This window comes from Parabacteroides sp. 52, assembly GCF_010500925.1.
Lineage (GTDB): Bacteria > Bacteroidota > Bacteroidia > Bacteroidales > Tannerellaceae > QVMG01.
The window spans coordinates 80129-95182 of record NZ_QVMG01000003.1 but is presented as its reverse complement, the minus strand read 5'-3'; the positions used below and the strand labels follow the sequence as shown (position 1 = coordinate 95182).

The window sequence follows — 15054 nt, the reverse complement described above, 5'->3', positions numbered from 1 at the left end:
TCTTGCGCCCAAGATACATAGAATAAATGGAACCCACTACTATCCCTGGTGAAAAAAATCATCTCAGACAGAATCGGTTACCCTATCCTTCTTTCCCTATACCATATTTTTTTACGAAAAAAGGTTGCACAATATAAAATAATCTTCTACTTTTGCACCGCATTCAATGAATGATGGCGAGATAGCTCAGCTGGTTAGAGCGCATGATTCATAATCATGAGGTCCCCGGTTCAATCCCGGGTCTCGCTACGAAAAAGGAAGCAGTTACTGAAAAGTGGCTGCTTTTTTTGTGTATTGGTACACAATTTGCACACGATTCCATCCCTTTTTTTCGATTTTACGTTGTTTTATGCAGGCTGTTTAAACCATGAGTAAGAGTTGTCCCGATTTATACATTACCCGAAATGCTTCTCAATTGATTTCTTTGGATTGAGAAGCATTTACGAAAAGGGTATCTCCTATTTCCTGAAAATCAGTGAAAAAGGCCATTGGTTCGTGTTTGATGATCTCTTCGCGGAAGCCGATGATGGTTAAACCTGCTTGTTTGGAATGCATTGTGATGGCATCTTTAAGGGTTTGTTTTTCTGCCAACGGGATGATTTCTATATTGGTCAGGGTTATCGGCAGGCGTCCGGCAGCGATCCGTTCTTCGAGTTCTTTTTGGGTGTTCTCACTTTCTCCCGTATGGCTCGTAATAAATATCTTTATCTGGCTTTTATGCCAGTCGGGGTGGGCCATGATGATATACCCTAAAAGGATCATCAGATTTGTATTTTTTTCGTCCGTGCCTCGTATCCAGACATGAATACCGTTGCGGGTCCGTATCGGATAATGTGAGCCGGCAAAGATGCATATGTCGAAATTCCCGGCACGGGCCAGGTTGATATTCTCCAAGATCCGGCAAAGCTCATCGGGTTTACTCTTATCGAATTCGAAGACAACCATATTATTTTCCATGCCCGAGATGGAAGGTGCCTGAATCACCTGGGCAATAGCCGAGGTATACGAAGGGGAGATCATCGTGTCTATGTAAAGTGCGCTTTCATGTTCCTTCTGATTATCGATCAGACGGCGCAAGATCTCCTGGGATTCCGCATGTGTTTGTTTGCTGTAATACCCTTCGATGAAGTGGAAATAAGTGCCAAAACCATGTTGGTGACTGATCCATTTCATGAGTTCCAACACCTTATCCCGCTCAAACGAATGAGGGGAAATGCAGATAGCCGCCGGTCGCCATTCCTGTGTTTCCCTGGCAGATTGATTTTTCTGCATAAACACGCGCAACCGCCGGTTTAATTGGAATAAAGCCCCGTTAAAGATATCGACAAGTCCTTTCTGCTCTTTGTTATAATGTTCAATGAACAGATAAATACCTACCAGAACGATATAAGAAATAATCGTGTAAAGTGAATTGATCATAAACATCACCCATACAGAAAGCAGGAAGCCTCCCAGCGAAAAATACCATTTGGATTTGAATCGGGGACGATAAGACGGGGGCGAACCGAAATGGTTGAGAAAAGAGATAAGACAAAGCGTTCCGTAAGTAATCAGGAAAAACATCGATATAATACCTGCCACCCGGTCGATATTACCCATCAACACAAAGACGAGTGCAATAACAAAAGAAACGACAGTTGCATTGAAAGGTTCCCGGTTCTCTCCTTTCCCCCGGGCCAGAAAGCGGTTCATCCGCCTGACAGGAAAGCTATTGTCCGTAGCAAGTGCTTGCAGGGTACGGGGAGCTACCAAGATCGAACCCAAGGCCGAAGAGAAGGTACAAGCCCCCAGGCCCAACGGTATCAATACCGATCCGAAAACCGCTATCCGCGACATAATCAATTGATCTTCCACTAAATCGGCTTGTGAGGCGGAGACTGCCAACTTCCACACGATCAATACGTAAACAACCAATCCGGTCAGGGTGCCTCCCATCGTACCAAGAGGAATGGATTTGCCCGGATTTTTCAGGTCTCCGCTCAGTCCCACTCCGGCAGTCATGCCCGTAAAAGCAGGGAAGCAGATAGCAAACAAGACAAAGAACTTCTCTTTATGGAAGAATCCGAAATTCTCTGCCCCCACCTGCGTCAGGCCTTCACCGGCTTCTATCGGTTTCCCCCAGAAAAAAAACAAGAGGGAGATGAAAAGAATAATATTCACGAGATAAAGCAATTTCATGCCCGAGCCGGCTCCTTTATACAGAATGACAACGGTCAATAACACAAGGGCCGGCACACTGATAACCTGCCGGGGAAGGGCAAAACCCAAACTCTCCTGCCACCAGTCAAAGAAAGGAGCAAATGCCTCGGTAAAAGTGATAATATAAAAAGCGATACTGATCGCCTGGGAGATAAAAAGGGTAAAACCGATCGTAGATCCGATCTTCAATCCAAAGGAACGGGAGATAATGAAATACTCGCCTCCCCCTTCCACCCGGGTATTGGTTGCAATTTCCGAAATAGCCAAAGCCGTAGGAATCGTGATCAGATGTCCTAATAGGATAATGCCTATAGCCCCCCAGAAACCAACCGTTCCGACAGCGAACCCAAAACGGAGAAAGAGCACCGCCCCTAAGATGGTGGAAATAGCGGTAAAATAGACCGGAGCCGTACCGAATCCGCTATATGGCAACCGGTTTTCTTCTTGTTCCTTCTTCAAATCCTTCATAATTCAATCTTAGCTAACCATATTCCCAAACCAACGGCAATTATTCCCAAAACCACACTGGCAGCCACATAAAGGCCCAATGTATAATAGTTTCCGGATTTCATCAACTCCATATTTTCCAATGAAAAGGTAGAGAAAGTGGTATATCCTCCACAAAATCCGGTAATAAAAAGCAACCGGAATTCTTTCCCTATCCATCCGAACCGCAGAGATAATCCAACGAATAATCCAATCAAAACACATCCGAGAATATTCACCCAAAAGGTGCCCAGGGGAAAAGCCATAAGTGTATGTTTGCTCACCCACCAGGATGTTATATACCGGAACATGCTGCCAACACCTCCACCTATACCTACCAGTATCAGTTGTTTTATCATAACGACCTGTTTTATGCGTCTTTTTTTATAAAAGAGAACGGTCTCCCCTGGGAGCGATCTCCTCTTCTACAAAAGTATTATTTTTTCCGCAGTTTGTATATAGAAGAAAAATATTCCTGTTTTTGTTTCAATCCTCCCCCGATAAAAACCGATAAAAAAAGAAAACAGGAAGAATAAGAAAAAGAATAAATTATCTCAAATAATTACGAATAAATCAATTACGATTTGTTCATAATAAAATTACACTTTATCTTTAAGCCCGAAAAAACAAAAATAACAAAACAGTTAAAAAAGCGCCTGTCATTCAAATGAACAAACAATTACAACTTCGTCTTATCTCTTGGTTTATTTTTCTCTTCACTACCGGCATGATAAATGCCTGTGGGGGAAAGACAAAGCAACCTATTTCGGGAATCGATAAAGAAGAAATCAAACCCAAGACAGAAGAAGCTATCAGCCTACCCGACTCACTCCAGACAAAAGAAGAAGAAAACCCGGCATTTGATTCTAATATACACAAAGCCTGGTTGGGAGATCGGATCACCAAAGATTTTTTGATGGGTAAAGTCAAACGTACCCAAGACACCCTTTTTGTTAAAGTCGGAGAAGAACATACCGAACGGAACATCTATTTGTTGCAACCGGTATACGAAGCGTATAAAAAAATGCATGAAGCCGCCCAAGCCGACGGCGTTCGTTTATTGATCACTTCCGGTCATCGCACTTTTGTCGAACAGGTATGCGAATGGGAGCTGCGATGGAATAACCCGCGCACGACAGAGCCTTTTCCCAGTGATGTGGAGAAGGCGCGCTTCGTACTGCAATACCGTTCCATGCCGGGCACTTCCCGTCACCACTGGGGGACAGACATTGACCTGAACAGCTTTAAACCCGCTTATTTTGAAACGGAAGAAGGGAAAAAGATGTATCATTGGCTGCAAAAAAATGCACATACATATGGTTTTTACCAACCTTATACTGCATTTAATGAAAAACGACCGGTCGGATACAACGAAGAAAAATGGCATTGGAGCTTTTTCCCGATCGCCGATATCATGCTTATAGCCTATCTCGAACAGATTCACAAAGAAGATATCCGGGGTTTCAAAGGAGATCAGACTGTAAAGTCTCTACCTGTCATCAAAGACTGGGTCTGCGGTATAAGCCCTCTGTGATTGGAGGTTGGAATGGACCCTGTAGGGAGCTCTTCCCGGAAATCCGGGCAGGGCGGTTTTGCCTGACCCAATAAAATTGCCGATATATGTCAGCAAAAGTGCCGACATATATCAGCACAAGTGTCGACATATATCGGCACAAGTGTTGACATATATCAGCAATTTTATTTGTTTGCGAGATTGACTCTGATAAAGGGTGGATATGCTCCCTGAATTTCTTATCTTTGAACCTCTTAGTGGAGGTTTGCAAACGAAAAAACACCTCTCGCCTCTGTCTGAAAATAACCTGATAAAACGAAAATAAGATGAAACACACCCGTTTATTCTTTCTCCTGATATCTTGCTGGATAACTCTTTTTCTTCATACAACCACGGCACAAAATCAGTCTCCTCTCTTTCGTTTCGGGGTGATGGCAGACATACAATATTGCGATTGTGAGGCTAGTGGGAGTCGTTTTTACCGAAATTCCCTCAACAAACTGGAACGTTGCGTGGCCGATATGAACAAAGAAAAATTGGCATTTACCATCAACCTGGGTGACTTGGTCGATAGAGAGAGTGCGCAGAACCTGGATGCCGTCCTTACCCGGTTGGACCTTCTGGATCACCCGGTATACAATACGCCGGGCAATCACGATTACGGAGGCGTCACTCACAGTGATACCTTGTATCAGCAATTAGGTATGCCTGCCGCCTATTATTCTTTTACCCATGCCAATTGGCGTTTGATTCTGCTTAACACAAACGAAGTATCTTCTTATGTTCCTATAAAAGGGACTGCGCTTGCCGCCGAACTGGAAGCGATGAAGGAGCGTATACAAAAAAGCGGTCGCAAAAATGCCCAGCCATGGAACGGAGGCATCAGCCACAAACAAATGAGATGGCTGCGCGGGCAGCTGGAGGAAGCCCGGGAGAAAGGGGAATATGTCCTGGTTTTTTCCCACCATCCACTTTATGCGGCTGAGGGACTGACGGCGTTGAACGACCTGGAGATAGTCGATCTGCTTCTTGCCTACCCCTGTGTCAAAGCCTCTATCAGTGGGCATCACCACCCGGGAGACTACGGGGTGTCCGGTCATATCCATTTCATCACCACGGAGGGCATGATAGAAACAGCCGATACCAACGCTTATGGCATCGTGTCTGTATACGAAAAAGAGATCGTATTCACCGGTAAAGGCCGAGCCTCTTCGTATACGATCTCTTTTCCTTGAGAAAAGAAGGGTATTTCTTTTTTACTTCTGTGTTTAATACTTGAAAGTGCCTCCTCCCAGGAATTCCCGCAACAAGGAGGTTCCCGGCAGGTCGGTCTCGTGTATATAGTTGAAATAACGCAGGAAGCGTAATAAACGGTAGGCCTCTGCATTTTCTTTGTCGCATTTGCGCACTTCGGAAAGTATGGGTTCTGCAAATTTGCGTAAAGCCGCTAATTCGTAAAGCATGGCGCTGTTGAACATAGCATCGGCGTTTTCCTGGTAGGGGAAGATCCATTTGTCTTCTCCCCGGCGCACACTGGGCCAGCGGGAGATTGTCTCCTGGGCGGAATATCCCCGGAAGCGGTAGTCGCGGATGATGCGGCGGAGCAGGCGGTTGTCGGTCGTCGGTATCCAGTTGTGGTTATCCAGCGAGATCGTTGTCAGGGCCGACACGTAGACGCCGTATTTATACGATTTATCAATGAAAGCCGTGAGTTCCGGGTTGAGTGCATGAATGCCTTCGATCATCAATACGGAATTTTCTTTCAGTTTCAGCTTTTTCCCTTTATACTGGCGGCAGCCCGTTTCGAAGCTGAAGGTGGGCAGTTCGATCTCTTCCCCTGCCAGTAATTTTTTCAGATCGCTATTGAAATAGGGGAGGTCGAGGGCATAGAGCGATTCAAAATCGTATTCTCCGTCTTCATCGAGTGGGGTATCTACCCGGTCCAGGAAATAATCATCCAAGGAGATACTTACCGGGTGAATCAGGTTGGTGATCAGTTGGATCGCCAGCCGTTTGCTAAAGGTTGTTTTGCCGGAGGACGAAGGACCGGAGATGAGGACCATACGCACCCCTTCTTTGTATCTTTTGGCGATTTTCAGTGCAATACCGGCCACCTGCTTTTCCTGCATGGCTTCGGATACCATAATCACCTCTTTGCTCAGACCCGATTCGATGGAATAATTGAGGTCGCCTACATTGTCGATGCCCACGGTGCGTTGCAATGTTAAATGCTCTTTATAGGCTTCGAACATCTTCTCCTGGGGCACGACCTCTTCCAATACGGCGGGATCATTCTTTTTGGGAATGCGTAACAATATCCCGTCTGCATACGGGAGCAGGTCGAAGAGATAGATATATCCCGTAGAAGGGGTCAGGCAACCGTAGAAGAAATTGATGTATCCGTCCAAGTCGTAGAAGGAGGTGTAAGGCATACCTGTTGTTTCGATCAACCGGGCTTTGTCTTCCATGCCCCGCTCGCGGAACAGATCCGTGGCTTCTTCCGTACGGACAGTCTGGGGGATAAAAGGCAAATCGGCATCGATAATCTCTTGCATCCGTTGTTTGATCTTCTCAATCGTGGCAGGTTCGAGTGTCTTTCCGTTATGAATGACACCGTAATAACCTTTGGAAACAGGGTGTTCCAGGTTGACGGTGGCGTTGGGCAATACGTCGTTCACTGCCTTGGAGAATATATGACAAAGGGAGCGCACGTAGGTCCGTACGCCGGAGGATTGCGTATAGTCAATAAACTCGACGTCTTTGGGATGCCAACACCGGAAGGTCAGCCCTTCCGTTTTATTGTTCACCTGGGCATTCATCGGGCGGTGTGTCAATGGAGAGCCAACGCGTGTATATATTTCTAATAAAGAGGAACCTATGGGTACTTCGGTATAGGTGTTGTTGTTTTTACAAAAAATAGTGATTGTCTCCGACATAAATATCATGTTTTATTTGTACTTTCGCCCCCAAAGTAAAGAATATTAATCGGATAAACAATCCGCATAAACTTATTTTAATGGACTATTCGTTTTTGGACTTTCTGACACTCATCGGAGCTATTGGCTTGTTCCTGTATGGAATGAAAATAATGAGTGAAGGCCTTCAGAAAGTAGCTGGGGATAAGATGCGTTCGATCTTATCGGTAATGACAACCAACCGTTTCACCGGTGTGTTAACAGGTATTCTGATCACCGCACTTATTCAGTCGTCTACGGCGACTACCGTCATGGTGGTTAGTTTTGTGAATACGGGACTGTTGACCTTGGCGCAGTCGGTCAGTGTGATTATGGGAGCCAATGTCGGGACAACGGTGACGGCCTGGATCATCTCGTTGTTTGGTTTTAAAGTGGACATCAGTACTTTTGCCATACCGTTGATCGGGATTTGTATTCCTTTAATTTTTTCAAAGAGAAGTAAGCGAAAATCATGGGGCGAGTTCCTGTTGGGTTTCGCTTTCTTGTTTATGGGGCTCGACCTCTTAAAGAATTCGGTGCCCGACTTACAGAGCAATCCGGAAATACTGGGATTCTTACAGAATTATACTTCCATGGGATATGCATCCCTATTTATCTTCCTGCTTTTGGGAACGGTATTAACGATTATACTGCAATCGTCCAGTGCGACGGTAGCCATCACCCTGGTTATGTGTACCAAAGGGTGGATTCCTTTTGAATTGGCTGCCGCTATGGTATTGGGTGAAAATATAGGAACGACCATCACGGCCAATGTCGCGGCTATCTCGGCCAATGTGTCTGCCAAGCGAGCGGCTATTGCCCACTTGATGTTTAATGTGTTTGGTGTTCTTTGGGTGATGCTCCTCTTTTATCCTTTCTCCAATGCGGTATCCTGGGTGGTCACCCATTATGGACCGGGAGATCCGCGTGCCATCACTGAATTTTTATCCTCTTTGGATTCGGCGACCATCTCGCAGATCACCTCTGGGAAAGCATTGACCGATCCGAACCTGATCGCCTTGCAGAAGCAATTGGCCGGTTTGCAGGTGTCGGTATCCTATGGTCTTTCTCTTTTCCACTCTGCCTTTAATATCGCGAATGTATGTATAATGATTTGTTTTGTCAACCTCTACGTGAAGGTATGTTCCGTACTTGTTAAACCGAAGAATGAAAATGCAGAAGAAGAGTTCCAGTTGAAATATATTTCTTCCGGTATGTTGTCTACCTCCGAATTGTCCCTGATGCAGGCAAAGAAAGAAATTGCTGTGTACGGAGAGCGTACGTATCGTATGTTGGGCATGGTGAAGGAGTTGATGTATGAAACCAATGAAGATAAATTCCTGGAGACCTACGGACGGGTCGAGAAGTACGAAAATATCAGTGACCGAATGGAGATAGAGATCGCCAATTATCTAACCTATGTTTCGGAAGGGCGGTTGAGCTCGGAAGGAAAAGAAGAGACGCGTGTCATGCTGCGTACGGTGACGGAGATAGAGAGTATCGCCGACTCCTGCAACAACCTGGCGCGTGCGATCAAACGCCGCAATGAAGGGAAATCGGTCTTTACCGAGGATCAGAACGCTTCTATTGACAAAATGATTGAGTTGATAGACAAAGCGTTGAAGCGCATGAACGTGGTGTTGAATATGGCGGAAGTGACACATGACGATATCAATCCTTCTTATAATATAGAGAATGAAATCAATAACTACCGGAACCAATTGAAGATAAACAACATGGAGAATGTACATGATAAGAAGTACGATTACCAGGATGGGGTTTATTATATGGATATGATCGCCGAATTTGAAAAATTAGGAGATTATATATTGAATGTTGTGCAGGCGGTTATTGAAAAGAAGATATAATAGGATAAAGGTATGAAAAGGTATAGTTCTTTTTTTGTATTTGTTTTTGCCTGTCTGTGCAGTTTAAGTGCATGTAGTAAGGATGACGATGAGCGTGTCGAACCGATGCCGGTCATTGAAGATGTGACCAACAGGTGGATTTACAGTACGATGAAAGAAAATTATCTTTGGGATATACCGACGATAAGTAAACTGCCTTCTACAACGGCCGATCCGGAGACCTTCTTCCTTTCCCTCCTGTCGAAAGAGGATGGGAAAGATATAAACGGGGACGGTGTGCATGATTATTTTTCTTATATAGAGAAAAAACGAGATCCCTCTTCCAAGTCGGTTTCGGCGGTGGATCCTACCTATGGGTTTGACTTTATCGCTTACCGCGTAAGCGGTGGGAACTGTTACTATGCCCGCGTATTGTATGTCTTGCCGGACTCACCGGCGGCAGATGCCGGTTTGTTACGCGATGATTGGATCATTGGCATCAATGGCGAGAATAATAACCTGACGGATTATATGGTGTTGAATGGAGGCGGAGAAGTCAGTCTGCAATTGGCCGAAGTGGATGAAAAAGAACAGAAACTCTATCTGAAGAAAGAAACGCTGAAGCTGTCGCCTGCCCGCATCGTGGAGAATAATCCTTTGTTGAGAGATACGGTTCTGGATTGGGCAGGTAAAAAGGTGGGTTATCTGGTGTATAATCACTTTTCGTCGGAAGCGGAAGGGGCAGGTGATGAAGCCTATGACAAACAGATGAAAGCTATCTTTTCGGCGTTCAAAACGGCCGGTGTCAATGAGTTCGTATTGGATTTACGCTTTAATGGAGGAGGTTTGGTGAGCTGTGCCCGCCTGTTGTCCTCCCTTTTGGTGCCGGCAGCGGATTTGAATAAGGTCTTTTGTGAGATGCAATATAAAAATGGGAATAACACTGTTTTGCGGTTTGACAGCAGTGTCGCTTCTTCCAATCTGGATTTAAAACGTCTTTATGTGCTTACGGGGCAATTTACTGCCTCTTCGTCGGAAGCGGTTATCAATGGGTTGTCTCCTTTTATGGATGTTATCATCATAGGTGATCAAACAGTCGGAAAGGCTGTAGGGTCCAATACTTTCGGAGAGGATAAAAGTTATGACTGGTTATTGCATCCGATCACGGTACGCATTTGCAATGCCAAAGGCGAAGCGGCTTATAGCCAGGTTGGTTTTACGCCTGATCCGGCCTTCTATTATTACGAGTATAATACAAATCCTTTCATCAAATTATATCCTTTAGGCGATCCGCGCGAAAAACTATTGTCGATGGCATTGTCGGATATAGACGGAGGATTCCGGTCCGAAGCCGAAGTGCTCCGTACGCATACACAAACGAAGGCAATGCCTTTCCTTCAACCCGTTTATAGTTCTGTAGAAAAGAATCCTTCCGGCTTGATTGTGCCTTTACCTTAATCAGGTAGACATATTCCAAAAGCCGGAGGTTTGACATTCTTTCATGCCTTCTCGGGCATAGTCCCTTGGGCCGACGGCATTAAAAAGTATAAGAAAGATAAAAGCCTCCTGTCTTTCCGTTCAACAGGGGAGCCAGTGTTAAGCGGGAGGCAGCTTTCCGGTTGACATGACGGGCTATCGCATCCCGGATAGGGAAATAGATGAGGTAGGATAGTTCCACGGAAAGGATACCGAATCCGGCACCGGCAAGGACATCGGTAAGCCAGTGGCGGTTGTTGTATATACGTGATCCGGCTACACAGGTGGCCAATAAATAACCGGAATAAGCCAATGCCGGGGAACTGTCTTTGAACTCTTTATAGGCTATATGGGCTCCCAGGAAGGCGTTTGCCGTATGACCGGAGGGGAAGGAATGGGCTTTCCCGTCGGGGCGTTCTGCATGCACGACATGTTTTAATCCTTGTACCATCCCGGCATTAAGGGCTTCGGAGAGAGTGACGAGGAAGAGTTGGTCGACCCAGTTGTGTTTCTCCTTACCCATCAGGTCGCATACAAAGACCCAACCTAACATACCCCATTCGGCATAATCGTCGATACGGATCTGTTTGACGGAGTCGCGGCGGCTGAAGAGATGGAAGTCTCCCATTCCGTCGATGGCGCTACCGGCAGCACCTACGGCGATGAGGGATGCAGGCAGGATGAGTTGCTTTGCTTGGAAACGGTAATTGGCAACGGACATCTTTAAGGGGATGGAGTCATTCCGCAGGGCTTCGTTTTCGCCAGTCTGCGCAGTTACCAGGCAAATATTTGTCCATAAGAGGAGGAGGAGGGGGATATAGAACTTCATATGTCTCTTTTTGTTTATCGGCTACAAAGGAAAGAAAATATTCCTCTTAGGTCAAACATTGTGTGAAAGTTATGTATTTTAAAGACTACAGGAATCCCGTAATACGAGTATGGATTCAGGCCCCATATTGAAAAGCAGGTCGACGATGCTGAGGTTGGGCAGAAAGCCGTGTTTGTCCTGAAATACCTGATAATAAGGTTTGGGAGAAAAGGAGGGATCTATTTTTTCGTGTTTGGGACGGATATTCTCCCGGTAATCGTTAGGTACTTCGATCTGGTATTGTTCCGTTGGGATCACCTGGGGATGGATGTCGATCAGTTCGCAGATCAAATGGCGGAGCTCTTCATTAAAGTCGAAAAGGAAGTCGTATTTCCGCTGGTAGAAAGGGGCGAAGTCCTCTTCGTAATAGGCGAAGAAAGGGCTCATATTGTATGCCGAGAGAAGGGCGTTCCAATGCATATGCCGCCAATTCCCGTGATCAGAAATGCGGATGTCCCGGGTCGGACATTTTAATGTGTCGGGTTTCACGATGGGGACGGAGAGGGACTGAGGCCCATTTGCCGCTGCTATAGTACAACGGTTGCGGTAGGTTTGCTTCAGGTAGTTCTCTGCCGTTTCCATATAAACAGTCTCGTAATGAAAGAGTTTGCAGTATTGTTGTACCGGTCCGAGGTAGGTGGTGGATAGATATACAGTTTCTGAAATCATATCAAGGTATGTATTTGAATAGTCTTCCCCGGTCATTGCTATACCAGCAGAACCAGGCGTTGCCGATCACATGGCTGGAGGGAATGAAACCCAGGTGACGCGAGTCTACCGCTTCCCGTGAGTTGTCAGATAACATCCAGTAATAATCTTGTTGGAAGAAGAAGAAGGAGGTTTCTTTCCCATCCAGAAACAATTTCCCCTCCCGGATAAAGGCTTTGCCGTTTGTCTCTTTATAAATAGCTTCTTTGCAAAGAGGAAGCGTGGTCTCGTCCAGGCGATAGGCTTGTCCTTTGCGGGGAACGGTGAGGGAATAGTTGAGTGCCGGGCCATAACGGGTCAGTGAAGCCGGACTGATGGCCATTTCTTCACAGACCTGGTAGAGCTCGAAAGAGGTAAGCTGCAATGTGTGCCCTTCTTCTTCTTTCTTCAGCTCGCGCAAAGGGATATGAAGTGCCTGAAGTGCCTGAAAACACCCTTCGCGGTAGCGTTCCGGGAGCAGGTAGGTATGAAGCGCATAAGGGGGGAAGGGGAGGAGTTCTCCATTGATGGTATATCCTTTCTCATTGACTCGGATGGTATCTCCCGGCATGCCCATGCAACGGCTGACCAACAATGGTGTGGTCGTAGAATCCTGTAATAAAGGGCTGGAGAAAAGAACGACCCGGTTGCGTCCGGGGTTCTTTGGGTTCTTCCACTTATTTACCAGGATATAATCTCCCGGGTGCATCGTTCCTTCCATCGCTCCGGTAGAGATACGAAACGATTCGACAAAACAATGCCGTACGGTCATAATCACTACTATGGCCAATAAAAAAGCAACAAGCCATTTAAGTATGGATCGTATGAATGGTTTACCTTCCATACAGAAAAACCTTATTAATCAGCATGAACCATGCGGAAAAGACGATTCCAGCGGATTCCTCCGTCAAAAAGGCTGCGGTCTTTATCCAATGACAACCAGATAAGGATGGGTTTACCTACGATATGGTCTTCGGGTACAAAGCCCCAAGAACGACTGTCTGCACTTTTATGACGGTTGTCTCCCATCATCCAGTAGTAATCGTATCGGAAGGTATAGGTGGTTGCCAGTTCTCCATTGATATAGACATTGCCGTTCTTTACTTCCAATGTGTTGTTTTCGTAGTTCTTGATACACCGGCTATACAAAGCCAGGTTTTGCTCATTCAACTCGATGGTCTCCCCTTTTTGAGGAATCCATATCGGACCATAATTATCTCGTCCCCATCCGGTTTTTTTATAGTTCACAGGGTAATACCCGCTTGAAAACTGGGGTTCGGGTTGAATCATTACATTTCTAACTATCGGCAGTTTCTTGGCTATGGCTACCGCTTTCTCTGTCAGCGGCAATTCATATAAGGGATAATATTGGCCCGCATCATTCGGCTGGAGCCCTAAAGAAATGTGTACGTCGGAAGACACCCTTATGCGATCCTCTTTGCTGACATTTAACAGGCGGAACTGGTCTTCTGTCAAAGGAGAACCGTCTGTTTCGACATAATAAACGAATTGCATTTCAGTCGGGTTCTCTCCGGCAATACCATTGATGTACACTTGGTTGTCACGTATCTCCAACGAGTCTCCAGGCATGCCGATGCATCTTTTTACATAATTCTCCCGTTTATCCACCGGGCGGTAGATAATATCTCCGAAAGTGGCTTTGTCCATATAAAGCCGGTCTCTGCCAACCAGTTCAAGCCAGGAGTAGAAGTCGGGGTTTTGTTGTTTCACGGCTATCGTATCACCGGCAGGGAAGTTAAAGACAACAATATCATTCCGTTTTATCTTGCCCAACCCTTTTACGCGCTTATAATCCCAACTGGGCCATTCCAGGTAAGACTTTGTATTCAAGATCGGAAGGGTATTCTGTACCAAAGGAAAAGAAAGCGGAGTATTCGGAACGCGTGGGCCGTAGCTTAATTTGCTGACAAACAGATAGTCGCCTACCAATAAAGATTTCTCCAAGGAGGAGCTGGGTATCTGATAGTTCTGAAAGATAAACAGATTGATCATGTATACGGCTACCAGGGCAAATAGAATATCATCTACCCATTCAAGTACATTCCGTAACCGCGGGTTCTTTGTTTTCTTCCAGGCTCCCCAAGGGATAAATTGGGTGAGGAATATATCGACCAATACGATTAAGCCCAGTAACAACCAGCCATTTTGCATCCAGAGGGCAAACAGCGTATACAGGACAGCGGCCATACCGAATTTAATCCATTGTTTTTTAGTAAACTTTGTTGGGAGCTTCTTCATCTTTCGCTGATTTTTAATGCATTAAAACTTAAACAGGTCACTCATGCCCAGGAAACCTTTCTTCCCGGCAGTAAACTCGGCAGCCACAACCGCTCCTAAAGCAAATCCTTCCCGGCTTTTGGCATCATGTTCGATACGGATGCTGTCTACATCCGATTCGTAAACAATTTCATGTATGCCGGGCACTTCTCCTTCACGGATAGCTGCAATAGATAAATCGGTTGTTTCTTTCTCGGTTCCTAACACCCAACGCTTTTTTCTTTCGACCTCTGCGATCAAATCTTCCGCCAGGGATATAGCCGTTCCACTCGGAGCATCCAGTTTGTGGATATGGTGTGTTTCCGTCATACTTGCATTGTAGTTAGGGAAGTTATTCATGATCTTTGCCAGGTACTTGTTGAGGGCGAAGAAAATATTTACGCCAATACTAAAGTTGGATGCGTAGAAGAAGGTCTGCCCTTCTTTTTCACATTTTTCTTTGATTATAGGCAAACGATCAAGCCATCCGGTAGTACCCGAAACAACCGGTACGCTGGCTGCGAAACATTTCATATAATTATCGAAAGCAGTAGCAGGAACTGTAAACTCAATCGCTACATCCGCACTTTGAAATGCTTCCGAAGTAAAGTCTTCTGTATTATTGATATCAATGATTGAAACAATCTGGTGACCTCTTTCAAGCGCAATCCGTTCGATGGTCTTCCCCATTTTTCCGTAACCTATAAGTGCAATCTTCATCTTTTTTTATACAATAAGTGATCATTC

Annotated in this window: 12 protein-coding genes and 1 tRNA gene; 5 read left to right on the top strand and 8 right to left on the bottom strand. The window is 45.6% G+C overall.

Features of this window, described 5'->3' with window-relative positions; translation table 11 throughout:
• Nucleotides 1-175: 175 nt before the first annotated feature.
• A tRNA-Met gene (locus tag D0T51_RS03890) sits at nt 176-249 on the top strand.
• Nucleotides 250-411: 162 nt separating this feature from the next.
• Here D0T51_RS03890 and D0T51_RS03885 read toward each other — a convergent pair.
• Together D0T51_RS03885 and crcB are read right to left on the bottom strand one after the other, a co-directional pair.
• The gene (locus D0T51_RS03885) at nt 412-2667 is read right to left on the bottom strand and encodes an amino acid permease (RefSeq protein ID WP_163725455.1); all 2256 of its coding nucleotides are present in this window, start codon (nt 2665-2667) and stop codon (nt 412-414) included.
• Nucleotides 2664-3044 (bottom strand): fluoride efflux transporter CrcB, encoded by a 381-nt coding sequence (crcB, locus tag D0T51_RS03880; protein ID WP_163725452.1) that lies wholly within the window; start codon nt 3042-3044, stop codon nt 2664-2666. Before crcB ends, D0T51_RS03885 begins: the two co-directional genes overlap by 4 nt.
• Before the next feature lie 308 nt (nt 3045-3352).
• Here crcB and D0T51_RS03875 point away from each other — a divergent pair, with 308 nt between their 5' ends.
• Complete coding sequence (locus D0T51_RS03875) at nt 3353-4219, top strand: M15 family metallopeptidase (RefSeq protein WP_163725450.1); 867 nt, start codon at nt 3353-3355, stop codon at nt 4217-4219.
• A gap of 305 nt (nt 4220-4524) precedes the next feature.
• On the top strand, nt 4525-5433 hold the full coding sequence (locus D0T51_RS03870; RefSeq protein WP_163725447.1) for a metallophosphoesterase: 909 nt from the start codon (nt 4525-4527) through the stop codon (nt 5431-5433).
• A gap of 33 nt (nt 5434-5466) precedes the next feature.
• On the opposite strand, the gene D0T51_RS03865 is transcribed toward D0T51_RS03870, so the two are convergent.
• Nucleotides 5467-7134 (bottom strand): nucleoside kinase, encoded by a 1668-nt coding sequence (locus tag D0T51_RS03865; RefSeq protein WP_163725445.1) that lies wholly within the window; start codon nt 7132-7134, stop codon nt 5467-5469.
• Nucleotides 7135-7214: 80 nt separating this feature from the next.
• Here D0T51_RS03865 and D0T51_RS03860 point away from each other — a divergent pair, with 80 nt between their 5' ends.
• Both D0T51_RS03860 and D0T51_RS03855 read left to right on the top strand, forming a co-directional pair.
• Nucleotides 7215-9020: a Na/Pi cotransporter family protein gene (locus tag D0T51_RS03860; RefSeq protein WP_163725442.1), complete on the top strand. Its 1806-nt coding sequence runs from the start codon at nt 7215-7217 to the stop codon at nt 9018-9020.
• A gap of 12 nt (nt 9021-9032) precedes the next feature.
• Nucleotides 9033-10457: a S41 family peptidase gene (locus D0T51_RS03855; protein WP_163725439.1), complete on the top strand. Its 1425-nt coding sequence runs from the start codon at nt 9033-9035 to the stop codon at nt 10455-10457.
• Nucleotides 10458-10536: 79 nt separating this feature from the next.
• Here the strand turns inward: D0T51_RS03855 and D0T51_RS03850 are convergent, their stop codons facing one another.
• The 5 genes from D0T51_RS03850 to dapB all read right to left on the bottom strand — a co-directional run bounded on the left by D0T51_RS03850 (nt 10537) and on the right by dapB (nt 15027).
• Entirely contained in the window at nt 10537-11304 is a 768-nt protein-coding gene (locus D0T51_RS03850; protein WP_163725437.1) for a phosphatase PAP2 family protein, read from the bottom strand.
• Nucleotides 11305-11382: 78 nt separating this feature from the next.
• Nucleotides 11383-12012, bottom strand: a complete 630-nt coding sequence (locus D0T51_RS03845; RefSeq protein ID WP_163725434.1) for a WbqC family protein — start codon at nt 12010-12012, stop codon at nt 11383-11385.
• 1 nt (nt 12013) lies between these two features.
• Entirely contained in the window at nt 12014-12874 is an 861-nt protein-coding gene (gene lepB / locus D0T51_RS03840; RefSeq protein ID WP_163725431.1) for a signal peptidase I, read from the bottom strand.
• A 14-nt stretch (nt 12875-12888) separates the two neighbouring features.
• Nucleotides 12889-14289, bottom strand: coding sequence for a signal peptidase I (lepB, locus tag D0T51_RS03835; protein WP_163725428.1), 1401 nt, complete (start codon nt 14287-14289; stop codon nt 12889-12891).
• A gap of 21 nt (nt 14290-14310) precedes the next feature.
• Nucleotides 14311-15027, bottom strand: a complete 717-nt coding sequence (gene dapB, locus D0T51_RS03830; protein WP_163725426.1) for a 4-hydroxy-tetrahydrodipicolinate reductase — start codon at nt 15025-15027, stop codon at nt 14311-14313.
• Between the last annotated feature and the right edge of the window lie 27 nt (nt 15028-15054).

Bases quoted from the DNA above. Each gene is read 5' to 3' on its own strand.
- lepB (WP_163725431.1), bottom strand. From the start codon at position 12,874: ATGGAAGGTAAACCATTCATACGATCCATACTTAAATGGCTTGTTGCT.
- crcB (WP_163725452.1), bottom strand. From the start codon at position 3,044: ATGATAAAACAACTGATACTGGTAGGTATAGGTGGAGGTGTTGGCAGC.
- D0T51_RS03885 (WP_163725455.1), bottom strand. From the start codon at position 2,667: ATGAAGGATTTGAAGAAGGAACAAGAAGAAAACCGGTTGCCATATAGC.
- D0T51_RS03870 (WP_163725447.1), top strand. From the start codon at position 4,525: ATGAAACACACCCGTTTATTCTTTCTCCTGATATCTTGCTGGATAACT.
- D0T51_RS03860 (WP_163725442.1), top strand. From the start codon at position 7,215: ATGGACTATTCGTTTTTGGACTTTCTGACACTCATCGGAGCTATTGGC.
- D0T51_RS03845 (WP_163725434.1), bottom strand. From the start codon at position 12,012: ATGATTTCAGAAACTGTATATCTATCCACCACCTACCTCGGACCGGTA.
- D0T51_RS03865 (WP_163725445.1), bottom strand. From the start codon at position 7,134: ATGTCGGAGACAATCACTATTTTTTGTAAAAACAACAACACCTATACC.
- D0T51_RS03850 (WP_163725437.1), bottom strand. From the start codon at position 11,304: ATGAAGTTCTATATCCCCCTCCTCCTCCTCTTATGGACAAATATTTGC.
- D0T51_RS03855 (WP_163725439.1), top strand. From the start codon at position 9,033: ATGAAAAGGTATAGTTCTTTTTTTGTATTTGTTTTTGCCTGTCTGTGC.
- lepB (WP_163725428.1), bottom strand. From the start codon at position 14,289: ATGAAGAAGCTCCCAACAAAGTTTACTAAAAAACAATGGATTAAATTC.
- D0T51_RS03875 (WP_163725450.1), top strand. From the start codon at position 3,353: ATGAACAAACAATTACAACTTCGTCTTATCTCTTGGTTTATTTTTCTC.
- dapB (WP_163725426.1), bottom strand. From the start codon at position 15,027: ATGAAGATTGCACTTATAGGTTACGGAAAAATGGGGAAGACCATCGAA.